At 69.4% G+C, this 16,768-nt stretch carries 17 protein-coding genes and 2 riboswitches; of the genes, 7 read left to right on the top strand and 10 right to left on the bottom strand.

The window, feature by feature from the left end:
• Positions 1-10: 10 nt before the first annotated feature.
• Both cobN and cobW read right to left on the bottom strand, forming a co-directional pair.
• Positions 11-3,745, bottom strand: coding sequence for a cobaltochelatase subunit CobN (cobN, locus tag ACYJSS_RS27100; RefSeq protein WP_236206007.1), 3,735 nt, complete (start codon positions 3,743-3,745; stop codon positions 11-13).
• Positions 3,746-3,805: 60 nt separating this feature from the next.
• Positions 3,806-4,858: a cobalamin biosynthesis protein CobW gene (gene cobW, locus ACYJSS_RS27095; RefSeq protein WP_111261927.1), complete on the bottom strand. Its 1,053-nt coding sequence runs from the start codon at positions 4,856-4,858 to the stop codon at positions 3,806-3,808.
• 96 nt (positions 4,859-4,954) lie between these two features.
• Positions 4,955-5,148, bottom strand: a riboswitch (cobalamin riboswitch).
• A gap of 58 nt (positions 5,149-5,206) precedes the next feature.
• A riboswitch (cobalamin riboswitch) is annotated at positions 5,207-5,418 on the top strand.
• 100 nt (positions 5,419-5,518) lie between these two features.
• Here cobW and ACYJSS_RS27090 point away from each other — a divergent pair.
• The 6 genes from ACYJSS_RS27090 (at position 5,519) to ACYJSS_RS27065 (ending at position 9,668) form a co-directional block, all read left to right on the top strand.
• Positions 5,519-5,701 carry a CbtB domain-containing protein gene (locus tag ACYJSS_RS27090; protein ID WP_021219636.1) on the top strand — a complete coding sequence of 61 codons (183 nt, stop codon included), beginning with the start codon at positions 5,519-5,521 and terminating at the stop codon, positions 5,699-5,701.
• Positions 5,702-5,711: 10 nt separating this feature from the next.
• Positions 5,712-6,419 carry a CbtA family protein gene (locus ACYJSS_RS27085; RefSeq protein WP_236206006.1) on the top strand — a complete coding sequence of 236 codons (708 nt, stop codon included), beginning with the start codon at positions 5,712-5,714 and terminating at the stop codon, positions 6,417-6,419.
• Between the two features lie 73 nt (positions 6,420-6,492).
• The gene (locus tag ACYJSS_RS27080) at positions 6,493-6,903 is read left to right on the top strand and encodes a cobalamin biosynthesis protein (protein WP_236206005.1); all 411 of its coding nucleotides are present in this window, start codon (positions 6,493-6,495) and stop codon (positions 6,901-6,903) included.
• Entirely contained in the window at positions 6,900-7,664 is a 765-nt protein-coding gene (cobM, locus tag ACYJSS_RS27075; RefSeq protein WP_111261924.1) for a precorrin-4 C(11)-methyltransferase, read from the top strand. The genes ACYJSS_RS27080 and cobM overlap by 4 nt, the downstream gene beginning before the upstream one ends.
• 197 nt (positions 7,665-7,861) lie before the next feature.
• A complete protein-coding gene (locus ACYJSS_RS27070) occupies positions 7,862-8,746 on the top strand; it encodes a sugar nucleotide-binding protein (protein WP_111261923.1) in 885 nt (294 codons plus the stop codon).
• The gene (locus tag ACYJSS_RS27065; protein ID WP_236206004.1) at positions 8,739-9,668 is read left to right on the top strand and encodes an NAD-dependent epimerase/dehydratase family protein; all 930 of its coding nucleotides are present in this window, start codon (positions 8,739-8,741) and stop codon (positions 9,666-9,668) included. Before ACYJSS_RS27070 ends, ACYJSS_RS27065 begins: the two co-directional genes overlap by 8 nt.
• A 462-nt stretch (positions 9,669-10,130) precedes the next feature.
• On the opposite strand, the gene ACYJSS_RS27060 is transcribed toward ACYJSS_RS27065, so the two are convergent.
• The 5 genes from ACYJSS_RS27060 to ACYJSS_RS27040 all read right to left on the bottom strand — a co-directional run bounded on the left by ACYJSS_RS27060 (position 10,131) and on the right by ACYJSS_RS27040 (position 14,085).
• On the bottom strand, positions 10,131-10,823 hold the full coding sequence (locus ACYJSS_RS27060; RefSeq protein ID WP_111261921.1) for an OmpW/AlkL family protein: 693 nt from the start codon (positions 10,821-10,823) through the stop codon (positions 10,131-10,133).
• A 114-nt stretch (positions 10,824-10,937) separates the two neighbouring features.
• Positions 10,938-11,465, bottom strand: a complete 528-nt coding sequence (locus ACYJSS_RS27055) for a DUF3299 domain-containing protein (RefSeq protein WP_236206003.1) — start codon at positions 11,463-11,465, stop codon at positions 10,938-10,940.
• Positions 11,466-11,472: 7 nt separating this feature from the next.
• Positions 11,473-12,735, bottom strand: a complete 1,263-nt coding sequence (locus ACYJSS_RS27050; protein ID WP_111260668.1) for an ABC transporter permease — start codon at positions 12,733-12,735, stop codon at positions 11,473-11,475.
• 1 nt (position 12,736) lies between these two features.
• On the bottom strand, positions 12,737-13,444 hold the full coding sequence (locus ACYJSS_RS27045) for an ABC transporter ATP-binding protein (protein ID WP_111260669.1): 708 nt from the start codon (positions 13,442-13,444) through the stop codon (positions 12,737-12,739).
• Positions 13,445-13,482: 38 nt separating this feature from the next.
• The gene (locus tag ACYJSS_RS27040; protein ID WP_111260670.1) at positions 13,483-14,085 is read right to left on the bottom strand and encodes a DUF2796 domain-containing protein; all 603 of its coding nucleotides are present in this window, start codon (positions 14,083-14,085) and stop codon (positions 13,483-13,485) included.
• Positions 14,086-14,215: 130 nt separating this feature from the next.
• On the opposite strand from ACYJSS_RS27040, the gene ACYJSS_RS27035 reads away from it, so the two are divergent.
• A complete protein-coding gene (locus ACYJSS_RS27035; protein WP_111260671.1) occupies positions 14,216-14,566 on the top strand; it encodes a hypothetical protein in 351 nt (116 codons plus the stop codon).
• Between the two features lie 102 nt (positions 14,567-14,668).
• On the opposite strand, the gene trxA is transcribed toward ACYJSS_RS27035, so the two are convergent.
• The 3 genes from trxA to ACYJSS_RS27020 all read right to left on the bottom strand — a co-directional run bounded on the left by trxA (position 14,669) and on the right by ACYJSS_RS27020 (position 16,700).
• Positions 14,669-15,538, bottom strand: coding sequence for a thioredoxin (trxA, locus tag ACYJSS_RS27030; RefSeq protein ID WP_236206002.1), 870 nt, complete (start codon positions 15,536-15,538; stop codon positions 14,669-14,671).
• A gap of 74 nt (positions 15,539-15,612) precedes the next feature.
• Positions 15,613-16,266 carry a class I SAM-dependent methyltransferase gene (locus ACYJSS_RS27025; RefSeq protein ID WP_236206001.1) on the bottom strand — a complete coding sequence of 218 codons (654 nt, stop codon included), beginning with the start codon at positions 16,264-16,266 and terminating at the stop codon, positions 15,613-15,615.
• The gene (locus ACYJSS_RS27020) at positions 16,263-16,700 is read right to left on the bottom strand and encodes a YbaY family lipoprotein (protein WP_236206000.1); all 438 of its coding nucleotides are present in this window, start codon (positions 16,698-16,700) and stop codon (positions 16,263-16,265) included. The genes ACYJSS_RS27025 and ACYJSS_RS27020 overlap by 4 nt, the downstream gene beginning before the upstream one ends.
• Positions 16,701-16,768: the final 68 nt, after the last annotated feature.

Genomic DNA, 16,768 nt, shown 5'->3' with positions numbered 1-16,768 from the left:
GCGCCGGGGGCTACTGCTCCTCGATATCCAGCAGCAGGTTCTCGATGGCCTCGCGGTAGTCGCCGGGGTGTTCCCAGAGGCCGCGTTGCTGGGCCTCCACCAGGCGCTCGGCGATGTCGCGCAGGGCGTCGGGGTTGTGCTGCTGGATGAAGTCGCGGGTGTCGGCGTCCAGCAGGTAGGCGTCGGCCAGCAGCTGGTACTGGTGGTCGTCGATCAGCTCGCTGGTGGCGTCGAAGGCGAACAGGTAGTCCACGGTCGCGGCCAGTTCGAAGGCGCCCTTGTAGCCGTGGCGCTTCATGCCGGCGATCCACTTGGGGTTGGCGGCGCGCGAGCGCACCACGCGGCCGAGTTCTTCCTTCAGCGAGCGGATGCGTGGCAGGTCCGGCTGGCTGTGGTCGCCGTGGTAGCTGGCCACTTTCTCGCCGCGCAGGGTCTCGGCGGCGGCGAGCATGCCGCCCTGGAACTGGTAGTAATCGTTGGAGTCGAGGATGTCGTGCTCGCGGTTGTCCTGGTTCTGCAGCACCGCCTGCAGCCGCTCCAGGCGCTGGGCGAAGCACGCCCGCGCGGGCGTGCCGGCATCCTGGGCGCCGTAGGCGTAGCCGCCCCAATTCAAATACACCTCGGCCAGTTCGGCGCGGTCCTGCCACTGGCGCTCCTCGATGGCGCCCTGCACGCCGGCGCCATAGGCACCGGGCTGGGCGCCGAAGATGCGCCACCCGGCCTGCAACCGCGCGTCGTCCACGGCCAGCCCTTCGGCGGCGAGGCGGGCGCTTTCCAGTTTCACCCGCGCGGCCAGGGGGTTCATGTCCTCGGGCTCGTCCAGTTCGGCTACGGCCTGCACGGCGGCATCGAACAGGCGGATGAGGTTGGCGAAGGCATCGCGGAAGAAGCCCGATACCCGCAGCGTCACGTCCACCCGGGGGCGGTCGAGCAGCGACAGCGGCAGGATCTCGAAGTCTTCCACGCGCTGGCTGCCGGCCTGCCACACCGGCCGCACGCCCATCAGCGCCAGGGCCTGGGCGATGTCGTCGCCGCCGGTGCGCATGGTGGCGGTGCCCCAGACGGAAAGGCCGAGCTGGCGCAGGTGGTCGCCCTCGTCCTGCAGGTGGCGTTCCAGCAGCAGGCTGGCGGACTGGAAGCCCAGGCGCCAGGCGGTGGGCGTGGGCAGGTTGCGCACGTCCAGGGTGAAGAAGTTACGCCCGGTGGGCAGGGTGTCGAGGCGCCCGCGACTGGGGGCGCCGCTGGGGCCGGGCAGCACGAAGCGGCCTTCCAGGGCAGCCAGCACGCCGCCGATTTCGGCGGGGCCGCAGGCGTCCAGGGCCGGGGCGATCACCTGGCGCAGGCTGTGGATAACCAGGTCGCTGGCGGGGCCCACGGACGGATGATCGGTCGCCCGGATCATCGCCAGGGCCAGCAGCTCCAGGCGCTCGCGGGTGTCGCCGTTGCTGCGCCAGGGATCGATGCTGACCCGCTCCAGCAGTGCCGGGCGCGGACCTTCCCAGGGCTCGGCCCAGTTGCAGTCCAGCGGGTCGCGGCCCAGCCCAAGGTCGGTGGCGAGCGCACGCAGCAGGCTGGCGTTGGCGCCCTTGCCGTCCCCCCGGGGGATGCGCACCAGGGACAGCAGGGTGTCGTCGCGCAGGCCGCCGACGGGGGATTCGCCGAACACGTGGAGGCCGTCGCGGATCTGCGACTCCTTGAGGTCGCAGAGGTAGGCGTCCAGCTGCGGCAGCCAGCTTTCCGGGTCGTCGCTGATGCTGAGCGCAAGTTCGCGGTCCAGTGCGGTGGCCTTCACCAGCTCGAGGATTTCGCCGCGCAGTTGCACGGCGCGGCGGGGGTCCAGCAGCGAGGCGTCGTAGTACTCGTCGGCCAGGCGTTCGAGGTCGCGCAGTGGGCCGTAGTTCTCGGCGCGGGTCAGCGGCGGCATCAGGTGGTCGATGATCACCGCCTGGGCGCGGCGCTTGGCCTGGGCGCCTTCGCCGGGGTCGTTGACGATGAAGGGGTAGATGTTCGGCAGCGGGCCCATCACCGCATCCGGCCAGCACTCGGCGGAGAGGCCGACGCCCTTGCCCGGCAGCCATTCCAGGTTGCCGTGCTTGCCGACGTGCACCAGCGCGTCGGCGCCGAACACCTCGCGCAGCCAGAAGTAGAAGGCCAGGTAGCCGTGGGGCGGCACCAGCGCAGCGTCGTGGTAGATGGCCGCCGGGTCCAGCTGGTAGCCGCGCGCCGGCTGGATGCCGACGAAGGCCAGGCCGAAGCGCAGGCCGGCGACCATCATCCGTCCGGCGCGGAACATCGGGTCCTGCTGCGGTTCGCCCCAGCGCTCCGTTACCGCCCGCTGGTTGGCTTCGGGCAGGCGGGCGAAGCAGGCCAGGTAGGCGTCCAGCGCCAGGCTCTGGGCGCAGGGGCGCGCGTCGAGGCTGTCGAGGTCGTTGCTGACGCCGCCCAGCAGGCTGTGGATAAGTGCCGTGCCGTTCTCCGGCAGGCCGGCCAGGGGGTAACCCTCGGCCTCCAGGGCGCGGAGGATGTTCAGCGCGGCGGCCGGGGTGTCAAGGCCCACGCCGTTGCCGATGCGGCCGTCGCGGGTGGGGTAGTTGGCGAGGATCAGCGCCACGCGCTTGTCGGCGTTGGCCTTGCGCCCCAGCAGCAGCCAGCGGCGCGCCAGTTCGGCGACGAAATCCATGCGTTCGAGGTGGGGCAGGTAGCACACCACGTCGCTCTGGCTGCGCTCGCTGCGCCAGGCCAGGCCCTTGAAGCTGATGGGGCGGGTGATGATGCGCCCGTCCAGCTCCGGCAGGGCGATGTGCATGGCCAGGTCGCGCGGGCCGAGGCCTTGCGGGTTCTCTTCCCAGAGCGGCTGGTTGTCCAGCGAGCAGATGGCCTGCAGCACCGGCACGTCGCGGCGGAAGGGGCGCTGGCCGGGCGTGTCGGGGTTGGATTGGGCGAAGCCGGTGGTGTTGATGATCAGCTCGGCGTCGACGGCGTCCAGCCAGTCTTCCACCACGGCCAGGCACTCGGCTTCCTTGAGGCTGGCCACCGCGATGGGCAGCGGGTTGATGCCGACGGCGGCCAGGCGCTCGCAGAAGGCGTCGATGAAGGCGGTGTTCGCCGCCTGCAGGTGGGTGCGATAGAACAGCAGGGCTGCCACCGGCTGGCCCTCCCGCCAGTCGGCGCGCCAGTGTTCGAGGCGGGCCGGGCGCTGGCGCGGGTGATGCACGGCGACGCGGGGCAGGGTGTTGGGCGCGAGCCAGGGGTAGTCGCGGCCCAGGCAACGGCTGGCGAGGCAGGCGAACAGTTGCCGGGCGTTGTCCAGGCCGCCCTGGCGCAGGTACTGCCAGCAGCGCTCGGCGTCCTCCGCCGGGACCGTGCACAGGCGGGCCAGCTCCGGGTCGGGGCGGTCGTCGCCGGGCACCAGGATCAGCTGCGTGCCGCGTTCGGCCAGGGCCACCAGTTGCTCGATGCCGTAGCGCCAGTAGCCGACGCCGCCATGCACGGAGATGAGGATGACCTTGGCGTGCTGCAGCACCTCGTCGACGTAGAGGTCCACCGAGGCGTGGTTCTGCAGCTGCATGGGGTTGGCCAGGCGCAGGCTGGGGTAGTCCGCCGGCAGCTCGCGGGCGGCCTCGGCCAGCAGCGCCAGGTGCGAATCACCGCTGCACAGGATCACCAGCTCGGCGGGCGTCTGGGCCAGGTGGGCGATGCCGTCGTCGGGGACGAAGCCGCCAGGTTGGGTGCGCAGCAGGTGCATGGCTCGGGCCTTGGCTCGGTGGTGCGGCCCTCTCCCGGGGGAGAGGAGCCGGTTCGGCGGTTACGCCAGGGCGGTGCGCAGTTCGTTGGCGATGGTGGCCGGGTCCAGCTCCTGGCCGATCACCACCAGGCGGGTGGCGCGGGTCTCGTCGGCCAGCCACTGGCGGTCGAAGTGCTTGTCGAAGCGCTTGCCGACGCCCTGTACCAGCAGGCGCATGGGCTTGCCGGGGATGGCGGCGAAGCCCTTGATGCGCAGCACGTCGTGGCGCTCCACCAGTTGGCCGAGGGCGGCCAGCAGGGCGGCTTCCTCCACTTCCGGCAGGTCGACGTGGAAGGAGTCGAACTCGTCGTGGTCGTGGTCCTCGTGCCCTTCGTGGTCGTGGTGGGTGGCGCGGCTGTCGATGTGCGCCTCGGCCTCGGCGTTCAGGCCCAGCAGCACGGAGAGCGGCAGCTTGCCGGCGCTGGCTTCGACGATCTTCACCGCCGGCGGCAGCTCCTCGGCCACTTCGGCGCGCACGGCGGCCAGGGCGTCGGCGTCGAGCAGGTCGGCCTTGTTGAGGATCACCAGGTCGGCGCTGGCCAGCTGGTCTTCGAAGAGTTCGTGCAGGGGCGACTCATGGTCGAGGTTCGGGTCCTGCTTGCGCTGCTCGTCCACCTGCTCGGGGTGGGCGGCGAAGGTGCCGGCGGCCACGGCCGGGCTGTCGACCACGGTGATCACCGCGTCCACCGTGCAGGCGCTGCGGATCTCGGGCCACTGGAAGGCCTGTACCAGGGGCTTGGGCAGGGCCAGGCCGGAGGTCTCGATGAGGATCTGGTCGAGGTCGCCACGGCGCGCCACCAGTTCGCGCATCACCGGGAAGAACTCTTCCTGCACGGTGCAGCACAGGCAGCCGTTGGCCAGCTCGAAGACGCGGCCCACGGCCTCTTCCTCGGTGCAGCCGATGGAGCATTGCTTGAGGATCTCGCCGTCGATGCCCAGCTCGCCGAACTCGTTGACGATCACCGCGATGCGGCGGCCTTCGGCATTGTCGAGCATGTGGCGGAGCAGGGTGGTCTTACCGGCACCGAGGAAGCCGGTGACGATGGTGACGGGGAGTTTGGCCAGGGTTTTCATGCGCGGCAGCCCTTCGCTGGGAGTCGATCGGATCGGCGGGCGCGCGGGACGAGGGCACGGAGGGCCCGATTCGCCACCGGATCACCCCGCCCGGTTGTCTGGAAATTCGCCGAGGCAGGTCTCCTGGCTCACAGCCTGGCGCGATGCGCCGCCTCTCCGCCTTCCCGCCCGAAGGGCAGTGGCTGTGGATAAGGCCTCAGCTGTTCACAGTTGCGGGGGCAGCCACGGCTCGGCCGTGTTCCCTCTTAGCTGCGGCGCGCGGCCGCAGAACCTCGAAGGGCCGAAGGCTACGCAGGCCGGGGGCGGCGGTCAATCGCGGCGGTTGACGGCCGGTCGGTCTCGTGATGTCCTTGTGCGGTTTTTTCAGGTGTCTCGCGCCGTCGCGCGCGAGGTGAAACGGGAAGTCGGTGTGCCCCAGGGCGAGTCCGACGCTGCCCCCGCAACGGTAAGCGCACGTAGGGATCTGTAGGCCACTGTGTCCAGCGGACATGGGAAGGCAAACCCGCCCAGCCTCGGCTGGCGTCGCAAGCCCGGAGACCGGCCTGATCAGTTTTTGGCAACCCGCGGTGGGCGGGCGCATGCCGGAAATGCGGTGCCGTAGCGGCCGCTTTCTTCGCACGCGTTCCTCTTGCCGACTCACCCGCACGCAGAGGAAGCACCATGTCCAGCAGCACACTGAGCCATTCGGCCGCCGCCGTCCCCCTGTCCAAACGCCTGGCCATCGCCATCGGTGCCAGCCTCCTGGGCCTGTCGCTCGTGTACTTCGCCGGCTTCTCGCACATCGAGGCGGTGCACAACGCGGCCCACGACACCCGCCACAGCTCTGCCTTCCCCTGCCACTGAGGGCGCACCCGTGATCAAGCGCATCGCCCAGACCGCCGGGTTCGCCGGTCTCTTCGCCGCCATCGTGCTGACCCTGCTGCAGAGCCTGTGGGTCACCCCGCTGATCCTCCACGCGGAAACCTTCGAGAACTCGGCACCGGCCGAACAGGCCGAGCACAGCCACGAGCATGCCGCCGGCACGCCCGCCCATGAACACGACGCCGAAGCCTGGGCACCGGAAGACGGCTGGCAGCGCACGCTGTCCACCGGTGGCGCCAACCTGGTGGTGGCGGTGGGCTTCGCCCTGCTCCTGGCCGCACTGTTCAGCCTGCGTGGCCCGACCCGCGCCTGGCAGGGCCTGCTCTGGGGCCTAGCCGGTTTCGCCACCTTCGCCCTGGCGCCGTCCCTCGGCCTGCCGCCGGAGCTGCCGGGCACCGCTGCCGCCGACCTGGCCCAGCGCCAGGTCTGGTGGATCGGCACCGCCGCCTCCACCGCCGCCGGCCTGGCGCTGATCGCCTTCGGCCGCAACTGGGTGCTGCGCATCGTCGGGCTGGCGTTGCTGGTGATCCCCCACGTGGTTGGCGCGCCGCAGCCCGAGGTGCATTCGAGCCTGGCGCCGGAAGCCCTGGAACACGAGTTCATCGCCGCCTCGCTGATCACCAACGCGCTGTTCTGGGGCGCCCTGGGCTGGGCCGCCGCCTGGCTGTACCAGCGTTCCGCGAGCCAAGACCTGGCGTGAGCCGGGCCGTGCCATCGATCGACCCCGCGCAGGGCCCGGCCCTTCGCGGGGTCTTGCTTTACAGGGCAGGCCGATGATCCGCGTGGCCGGCCTCGGCTGCCGGCGCGGCTGCCCGGAGCGCGAACTGCGCGAGTTGCTGGACAGCACCCTGGCCGAGCGTGGCCTGGCGGTCGGCGACCTGAGTGCCCTGGCCAGCGTCGACAGCAAGGCCGACGAGCCCGGGCTGCGGGCACTGGCGCTGTCCCTTCACCTGCCCTTGGCGCTGTTGCCGGCCACCGAGCTGGCGGCTTGCGAGGGGCGGCTGTCCGGTACCTCGGCCGTCGCCCTGCGGGAAACCGGCAGCCCCGGCATTGCCGAGGCCGCGGCCCTGCTGCATGCCGAAGCCCTGGCCGGCCGGCCTGCGCGATTGCTGGTGGAAAAACGCCGCAGCCCCCGCGCCACCTGTGCGCTGGCCTGCATTCCCGAGGATGTGGATAACCCATGACGGTCTATTTCATCGGCGCCGGCCCCGGCGATCCGGAGCTCATCACGGTCAAGGGCCAGCGGTTGATCCGCAGCTGCCCGGTGATCCTCTATGCCGGTTCCCTGGTGCCGGAAGCGGTGCTCGACGGGCATCGTGCCGAGCAGGTGGTGAACACCGCCGAACTGCACCTGGACGAGATCGTCCGCCTGCTGGCCGAGGCCCATGGGTGCGGCCAGGACGTGGCGCGCGTGCATTCCGGCGACCCCTCGCTGTATGGCGCCATCGGCGAGCAGATCCGCCACCTGCGCGTGCTGGGCATTCCCTACGAGGTGGTGCCCGGCGTCACCGCCACCGCCGCCTGCGCCGCGTTGCTCGGCACCGAGCTGACCCTGCCGGACATCTCGCAGACGCTGATCCTCACCCGCTTCGCCACCCGCACGCGCATGCCCGAGGGCGAGTCCCTTGCCGAGCTGGCGCAGCACCGCGCGACCCTGGCGGTGCACCTTGGCGTCAGCCACCTGCCGCGCATCGTCGAGGAACTGCTGCCGCACTACGGCGCCGATTGCCCGGTGGCCGTGGTGCACCGCGCCAGCTGGCCCGACCAGGACTGGGTGACCGGCACGCTGGCGGACATCGTCGAGCGGGTGGCGGGCAAGGACTTCCGTCGCACCGCGCTGATCCTCGTGGGGCGCGTGCTGGCCGCCGAAGGCTTCACCGACTCCTCGCTCTACCACCCCGATCACGCCCATCTCTATCGCCCCGCAGGGGGTGACGACGACTGACGAGGCGTGCCGCATGGCGCGCCGCTAGTGACGCAGCGCCGGGAAATAAGCAGAATGCGTGTTCCCCGGTCGGAAACGACCGCCGGCTTGCGTGCCTGATGCCCCGTCTTGGCGAACCTCCTGGTCACAGGGATGGCGCCGGTGCGGGGTCATGGCCTGATCGATAACACCCACTGGCTTTAAGCGACCTTCTGTCTATGCGTATGCGCTTGATGCTCCTGGGCGGTGGCAATGCCCTTGGCCAGGCGCTTATCCGCCTGGGGGCCGAGGATGATGTAGGGTTCCTCGCCCCGCGCCCGCCCGAACAGGGCTGGGATGCCGCCAGCCTGACCCAGCTGCTCGACGACACCCGCCCCGATGCGGTGATCAACCTCGCCTACTACTTCGACTGGTTCCAGGCCGAGGAGGCCAGCCCGGTCCGTTTCGCCGCGCAGGAACGCGCGGTCGAGCGTCTCGCCGAGCTCTGCCAGCACCACGGCATCGTCCTGCTGCAGCCTTCCAGCTACCGCGTCTTCGATGGTGCCCGGGCGACGGCCTACAACGAGAAGGACGAGACCATTCCCCTGAGCCTTCGCGGGCAGTCCCTGTGGCGCATCGAGCAGAGCGTGCGTGCCATGTGCCCCAAGCATGTGCTGCTGCGCTTCGGCTGGCTGCTGGACGACAGCAACGAGGGCATCCTCGGGCGCTTCCTCGCCCGTGCCGAGCGGGACGACGAGCTGATGCTGGCCGACGACCGCCGCGGCAACCCGACGCCGGTGGACGACGCCGCGCGGGTGATGCTCGCCGTGCTCAAGCAACTGGACTGCGCTGCGCCGCTCTGGGGCACCTACCACTACGGCGGCCATGAGGCGACCACCACCCTGGCGCTTGGACAGGCGGTGCTCACCGAGGCCCGCAACCTGCGCGCGCTGAAGGTGCAGGAAATCACCCCCCAGGCCCACGCCGCCCGCCCCGATGCGGCGGACGAGCCCCAGCACGCGGTGCTGGCCTGCAAGAAGATCCTCCATACATTCGGCATCAAGCCCCGCGCCTGGCGCGCGGCGTTGCCCGCACTCCTGGACCGTTACTACCGCCATGGCTGACCTCCCCATCCTCGTTACCGGCGGCGCCGGCTTCATCGGCTCCAACCTGGTCGACGCACTGCTGGCGCGCGGGCACGCCGTGCGCGTGCTCGACGATCTTTCCACCGGCAAGCGCAGCAACCTGCCGCTGGACAACCCGCGCGTGGAACTCATCGAAGGCAACGTCGCCGACGCCGCACTGGTAAGCCGTGCCATGGCCGGCTGCAAGGCGGTGGCGCACCTGGCCGCCGTGGCCTCGGTGCCGGCTTCGGTGGACGACCCGGTGGCCACCCACCAGGCCAACTTCATCGGCACGCTCAATGTGTGCGAAGCCATGCGCGAGCATGGCGTGAAGCGCGTGGTGTTCGCCTCCAGCGCCTCGGTCTACGGCCAGAACGGCGAAGGCCAGGCCATCGACGAGAACACCCCCGTGGCACCGCTGACCCCCTACGCGGTGGACAAGCTGGCCAGCGAGCAGTACCTGGATTTCTACCGCCGCCAGCATGGCCTGGAGCCAGCGGTGTTCCGCTTCTTCAACATCTTCGGCCCGCGCCAGGACCCGTCCTCGCCCTATTCCGGGGTGATCAGCATCTTCACCGAGCGCGCCCTGGCCGGCACGCCGATCACCATCTTCGGTGATGGCGAGCAGACCCGTGACTTCGTCTATGTCGGCGACCTGGTGCAGGTGCTGGTGCAGGCGCTGGAGAACCCAGGCATCGAGGCCGGCCCGGTGAACGTCGGCCTGCAGCGCTCCACCAGCCTGAAGGACCTGCTCGCCGCCATCGGCAGCGTGGTGGGCGAACTGCCGGCCATCAGCCATGCCGATGCGCGCTCAGGCGATATCCGCCATTCCCTGGCGGACAATAGCCGTCTGCTGGAGCGTTTCGCCTTCCCCGAGCCGACGCCCCTGGCGGTCGGCCTGGCCCGCTTGCTGGGCCGCTGAGGCGAATGGAAAAGGCGCCTGCGAGGCGCCTTTTTTTTGCGCTCTGTCTGCGTTGGCTGTTGTGGTTTTAAAGCAAGGGCTCAAGCACGGTGTCTTCCGGACGCCCTCCACCGCATGGGTTTCGCTTCGCTCTACGCCATCCTACGAGAGCTGCCGCCACTACGTGCGCGCTGGGGGCGTACATCGATGTGATGCGTTGGGCGAAGAAAGCTGGAGCAGCCGCCAGCCCCGTATGGAGGGGCAAGTTTTTTGGTTCCTTTTCACCGGGCTGGCGTTCCAGCGACTGGAAAAGGGACTCGCCCGGGAGGGCGAAACCAGAAGTACCAGCAAAACTCAGCACTCAGCTGGGCTCAAATCCTCTAGCAACACTTAACGCAAAAAGCCTTTTTTCATCCCACCAGATGGGCCGGTGATGCCAACGAAAAAGGCGCCCGGAGGCGCCTTTGTTCATTGCGGTTGGGCTTAGAACTTGTAGCCCAGGCCAACCATGTAGACCCACGGGTCGACGTCCACGTCCACCTTGGCGCGTACGCCCAGGGCGGTGTTGTCGACATAGGCGCGGGTGTCGATGTCGATGTAGCGCACCTGGGCGTTGAGCATGATGTTGTCGGTCAGCATGTAGTCGGCGCCGACCTGCCAGGCCAGGCCCCAGGAGTTCTTCACGCGGAGGTTGTCGAAGCCGGCTGCGGTCGCGCCGCTGCCCACGTGCTCGTCATAGATCCAGGTGTAGTTGATGCCGGCGCCCAGGTAGGGCTGGAAGGCCGACTGGGATTCCAGCGGGTAGTACACGACGCTCAGGGTCGGCGGCAGGTGCTTCAGCGAGCCCAGGCTGCCGTTGGCGGCGTCGAGGGCGGTGCCCTTGATCTTCACTTCGTGCTCGAAGGGGGTGGCGGCCAGCAGTTCCAGACCGAAGTGGTCGGTCAGCATGTAGGCGAAGTTCAGGCCCAGCTGGGTGTCGCTGTCCATGGTCGCCTTGCCGCCCAGGTCGGCGCCGGCCAGGGGGCCGCGGTCTACCTTGACGGAAGAGCTGTCGGCTTTCGGGTTGACGGTGATGGCACCGGCACGGACGAGGATGTCACCCGCCTGGTGGGCATGGGCCACCGGGGCGGCCACAGCGAGAGCGAGGAGGGAGGCGGCTAGGAACTGCGTTTTCATTTAAGGGCTCCGAGGTCTTGAGCTTGTGTTGGCTGGGCTCAGTTTCGGGGAGCACGAAACGCGGCACCTTGATCTAGCTCAATGCCGCGGCGAGTTCGTTAGCAGGCTTGCTTATCAGCTCTCGGGCGTCTCGTAGGGGTAGATCTTGCTGGCTTCCATCTGGTAGCCCGCTTCGGCCAGTTCGCTGGTGCTGGATTTCACCTGCAGCTGCCCTTCGATCCAGAACGGCTGGTAGAGCGCGTCCATCAGCACGCCCAGCTCGCTGGTGACGTGGACGATCTGGTTGGACGGCGGTGGCGGCACATGGATGCAGGCACCGAAGTAGGGAACCAGCAGGAAGTCGGTCACCCGGCCTTCCTCGGTCACGTCCAGCGGCACGATGTAGCCCGGCAGTTTCACTTCCAGGCCGTCCAGCGTCGGCACCACCGGAGCGGACGGCGACTGCTGCATGGCGGCCGGGCCCGCTTCGGCGGCGAGGGAGTCGGCCAGCTGCGAGAGGTCGTGGATGGGGGCGGGAGGTGGGGGCGGCGGAGCGTCGGCGGGGATCAGCTCGGACCAGGTCAGTTCACGGACCTCACCGGCCCAGAGGCCGGTGGCGGTCAGCAGGATCAGGGCCGGAAGGGCCAGCAGGGCGCGTTTCATCATGGGCTCACAGGCGAATGGACAGGCCGTCGGCCAGGGACTGCCGATAAGCGCGCCAGGCCGGCACGGCGCCCATCAGCAGGGCGGCGGCCAGGATACCGCCCAGCAGCGTCCACTCATAGGTGCTCGGCAGTGCCAGCGGCAGGTAGAGACCGTAGTTGGCCTGTACATAACCCTGGGCGAGGGCGATGCCGAGGTACAGCAGCACCAGCCCGAGCACCGCGCCGGCCAGCGCCAGGGCGAAGGCCTCCAGCACCAGCAGGCTGGCGATATGCCAGGGCCGCGCGCCCACCGAGCGCAGGATGGCCATCTCGCGGCGGCGCTCGTTGAGGCTGGTGAGGATGGCGGTGAGCATGCCGATCAGCCCGGTGAGCACGACGAACAGGGAAACCACGAACAGCGCCTTCTCGGCCGTGCCCATCAGGCTCCATAGCTCCTGCAGGGCGACGCCGGGGAGGATCGCCAGCAGCGGTTCGCCGCGGTATTCATTGATCTCCCGCTGCACGGCGAAGGTGGCGATCTTGCTGTTGAGGCCGAGCATGAAGGCGGTGATGGCCTTGGGTTGCAGATCCATGGCGCGGGCCTGCTCGGCGCTGACCTTGCCGGCACCACGCGCGGGCACGCCGTTCTGCCAGTCGACGTGCAGGGCCTCCATCCCCGCGAGGGAGATGTGCAGGGTGCGGTCCACCGGCGTACCGGTGCGCTCGAGGATGCCGACCACGGTGAAGGGCTTGTCGTCGTGCTGCACCAGGCTGACGGTGCTGACGCCGTGGGACAGCACCACCTTGTCACCCAGTTTGTATTTCAGCGCCTCGGCCACCTCGGCACCGAGCACCACGTCGAACATGTCGGCGAAGGGCTTGCCCTCGGCCAGCCTCAGCGATTGGGCGCGGCCGTAGCGGTAGTGCTCGAAATAGGCCTCGCTGGTGCCCATCACCCGGTAGCCCTTGTGCGAATCACCCAGGGAGATGGGGATGGCCCATTTCACCTTGGGGTTGTGGGTGAGGGTTTCGAAGCTGTCCCAGCGGATGTTGTTGGTGGCGTTGCCGATGCGGAACACCGAATACAGCAGCAGGTTCACCGAGCCGGAGCGGGCGCCGACGATCAGGTCGGTGCCGCTGATGGTGCTGGCGAAGCTGGCGCGTGCTTCGGTGCGCACCCGCTCGACCGCCAGCAGCAGGCAGACCGAGAGGGCGATGGCGAAGACGGTGAGCAGGGCGGTGAAACGACGGTTGGCGAGGCTCGCCAGGGCCAGGCGGAACAGGTACATCTCAGGCCTCCTGCGGGCGCGCGGCGCGGTTCAGTTCAAGCAGCGACAGGCTGCGATCGAAGAGCGGCGCCAGGCTCTGGTCGTGGCTGACGAACAGCAGGCTGGCGCCCGCCTCGCGGCATTCGCCGAAGAGCAGTTGCAGGAAGCTTTCCCGGGCGTCGGCGTCCAGGGCCGAGGTGGGTTCGTCGGCGATCACCAGCTCCGGCTGGCCGATCAGCGCGCGGGCAGCGGCGACGCGCTGCTGCTGGCCGATGGACAACGCGTCGGCGCGACGCTCCAGCAGCCCGGCGGCCAGGCCCAGGTGGCCGAGCAGGGTGGTCGCGGCCTGGGCCACGCTGCCATGGCGCTGCCGGGCGCGCTCGGCACGCAGGTGCGAGAAGTGGCAGGGCAGCTCGACGTTCTCGCGCACGGACAGGAAGGGCAGCAGGTTGAACTGCTGGAAGATGTAGCCGGTGTGGTCGACGCGGAAGCGGTCGCGGGCGCCGGAGGCCATCTTGCCCAGGTCGCGGCCCAGCAGGCTGACGCTGCCCCGGCCTGGCGTCTGTACGCCGCCGAGCAGGCCCAGCAGGGTGGTCTTGCCGCTGCCGCTGGGGCCCTTGAGGAAGAGGGTTTCCCCGGACTGCAGGGCGAAGGAAGGGATGTCGAGCAGTTCGGCGTGCCCCGGCCAGGCGAAGCCCAGCTCGGAGATTTCGATCAGTGTCTGGCTCATGGGGTGCCGACCGGGTTGCCCCGGCCGGTTCATCGGATTCAGAAGCTCAGGGAGGGGTTGGCAGGGGTCAGCTCGGCGCCTTGCTGGCCCTGCGGGCCGATCAGTTGTACCTGAATTTTCTGGGTAGCGGGGAAGCGCTCGAACAGCGCCTTGAGATCCAGGGTCTTGAGGTCCCCGGGCTTGGCGCACTCCAACTGGTAGTGGGCGTGGATCTCGCTGTGCTCGTGGTGATGCTCGTGGCCCTTCTCTTCGTCGTGGTCGGCGTCTTCGTGCTCGTGCTCATGGCCCGCCGGCGCGTTGCCGAACAGCGGGCTTTCCAGCTCCTGGCCGGTGACCTTGCAACCGGCGGCCAGGGGCAGGGCGAACAGGTCCAGGGGCTTTTCCAGCTGCGCGCGGGCGGCGGCGACCTTGGCCTTGTCGGCGTCGCTGCTGGCGGCGTGCTCGAAGCCCACCAGGTTCATGGCCGGGCTTTCCAGCTCCAGCTCCAGGCTGTTGCCGTCCAGGGCGACGTTCATCCGCGCCACGCCGTGCTCATGGGCTCCGAGGCTGCCGTGCTCCTCGTGCTCGTGCTCGTGTTCGTGGGCCTGGGCGGCGGCCAGGGGCAGAAGGGCGAAGGGCAGGGCGAGCAGCAGGCGGCGCATGGGGCACTCCGGGGTGTGGGTTGAAATGAGGCGTTACGTTATAACAACTTTGCGATGGCCATGCCAGTGCTGCTTGGCGCCTGGTCGAGGCGCGTGGGAGCATGGCCCGATTCAACCTGGGGAGCTGGACATGCTGCGTATTCGTGGACGGATCGGCGATTGGCCGGTCGACCTGACGGTGGAGATGGACGAGGAGGACTGGCAGCGCCTGGGCGCACAGCTGCAGGTGAGTGCCGAGGCGCCAGCCGCGCCGGTCGCCGCTTCCGCCCCGGCTCCGAAGCGCAGCGACGCCCTGTGGGATACCGCGCTGGAGCTGCTGCGCAACGCCGGGCGCATCGAAGGGCCGCGCCTGCTGGGCGAACTGGAAGCCCTCGCTGGCGGAGCGGCGGCCGGCAAGCGCCTGCTGGTGCGGCTGCGCCACAGCGAGCAGGTCAGTCTGGAGACGGGTGGCGATGCACCCGTCTATGTCTGGAAGGGGTGAGCGCCGTAGGTTGGCGCCGAGCGCAGCGAGGCCCAACGTGATGGATGTGGGCTCCGCTGCGTTGGGCTTCGTACCTCAGCCCAACCTACGTCGGTCGAGCGATCAATAGATCGCCTGGTACAGCTTGCGGCGGTAGGTGGTGACCAGCGGGTGGTCGTTGCCCAGCAGGTCGAACACCTGCAGCAGGGTCTTGTGGGCGATGCCCTCGGCGTAGCTGCGGTTGCGCACGAAGAGCTTGAGCAGGCCCTCCAGCGCCGGCTCGTATTGCTGCCGGGCCAGTTGCTGGATGCTCAGCTGATAGCTGGCCTCGTCGTCCTCGGCGTTCTGCGCCAGGCGTGATTTCAGGTCGGCGGTTTCCGGTAGGTCGGCGGCCTGGCGCAGGAAGGTCAGCTGCGCGCGGGCGCCGGCCAGGGCCTGCTTGTGTTCATCGCTCTTCACCGCATCCAGTACCACCTGGGCTTCGCCCAGCTCACCACGCTCGGCCAGGCAGCGCGCATAGAGAATCAGCGCGGCGGCGTTGCCGTTGTCCTCGGTCAGCACCTCCTTGAGCAGGGCCTCGGCATCGCCGATGCGGCCATCGGCGAACAGCGCCTGGGCGGTTTCCAGCGGGTCGGCGGCGGCCGGCGCGGGTTGCTGCACGTGGGGTTCGAGCATGGCGCGGATCTGCGACTCGGGCTGCGCACCGGCGAAACCGTCCACCGGCTGGCCGTCCTTGAACAGCACCACGGTGGGCAGGCTGCGGATGCCGAAGCGCATCACGATGTCCTGCTCGATGTCGCAGTTGACCTTGGCCAGCAGCAGCTCGCCCCGGTAGGACTCGGCGATCTGCGCCAGCAGCGGCATCAGCGCCTTGCACGGTGCGCACCACTCGGCCCAGAAGTCCACCAGGACCGGCTTGTGGAAGGAGTTCTGGATCACCGCCTGGTCGAAGTCGGCGGCGGTGGTATCGAAGATGTAGGGCGTGTCGCTCATCGGAGGTTCTCGAGTGCGCAAGGGATGGGCGAATGATACGGCCGCCGCATGCAGCCGCCTACCGGGGCCCGCCTTTATCTCGCGGCGTGGTACAGGCTCACGTGGCGGAATTGCTCGGGCTCGGCCAGGTCCGGCCAGGTGCAGGCTTCGAGCATCGCCAGGCGGCGGTACTGCGGGTGGGCGAAGTCGCGGACGCGGGAGTCGGCCACCAGGGCTTCGCGGCCACGGCTGAGGAAGTGGTCGAGCAGGGGCAGGTTGGCGCGGTCGTAGAGCACATCGGCGACCACGATCAGGTCGAAGCGGTCGGCTTCGGCGAAGAAGTCTGTGGAGTAGCCCAGCTCCACGCCATTGAGCTCGGCGTTGGCGCGGCAGGACGCCAGGGCCAGCGGGTCGAGGTCGCAGGCCACCACTTCCGCGGCGCCCGCCCTGGCCGCAGCGATGGCGGCCACGCCCGAGCCCGCGCCGAAATCCAGCACGCGCTTGCCGGCCACCCATTCCGGGCGCTCGGCGAACCAGCGCGCCAGGGCCAGGCCGCTGGCCCAGCAGAAGCACCAGTAGGGCGGCTCTTCGAGGATGCGGCGGGTTTCATCGGGATCGAAGGCGCGATCCATGTTGCCGCCGTCGATCAGCCACAGGCGCAGGTCGGTGCCGGGCAGTATCTCGGCGTTCAGGCGGGCGTCGCCGAGCAGTTGGCCGAGGGCGCGTTGCAGCGCTGCGGGCGCCTTCACGGCGCACGTTCCAGCTGCAGTTGGCCAAGGGCCTGGCTTTCGGCCTGGAGGATGCGTCGCGGCGCCAGGCGCTGCACCAGCTGGCCGGACTGGCTGACGCGCGCGCGCAGCTCCACGCGCTCGCCCTGGGGGAACACCTCGGGGTTGAAGGTCAGTTTGAACGGCAGGGCCTGGCCCGTGCCCGCGAGGCGCACGCTGCCGAGCAGGCGCTGTGGGCGGTCGCGGCCGTCGATCACCAGCAGCGCCATCTCCACTTCGCTGCCGGCCGGGGCCCCGAGCAACTGGCCCCTGAGCTCGCGCAGGTGCGCGGGTGTCGGCTCCTCGACCTGGACCCGCTGCTGTGCCGGCCTGGGGGCGGGCCTGGACTCGGCGGGCGGTTCGCTGGAACAGGCGGCCAGCAGGGCGGCGAGGAAAAGGACGGAAAGGGCACGCATGGATGACTCCTGGCCTTTGTTGCGGAGGGCTCTGGGCGGCCTTATAACGCAAAGCCCGCAGCTTGTCT

The sequence above is a fragment of the Pseudomonas sp. No.21 genome (assembly GCF_054558415.1).
Note: the sequence above shows the minus strand (reverse complement) of the source record. Positions and strands in the feature narration are given on the sequence as shown.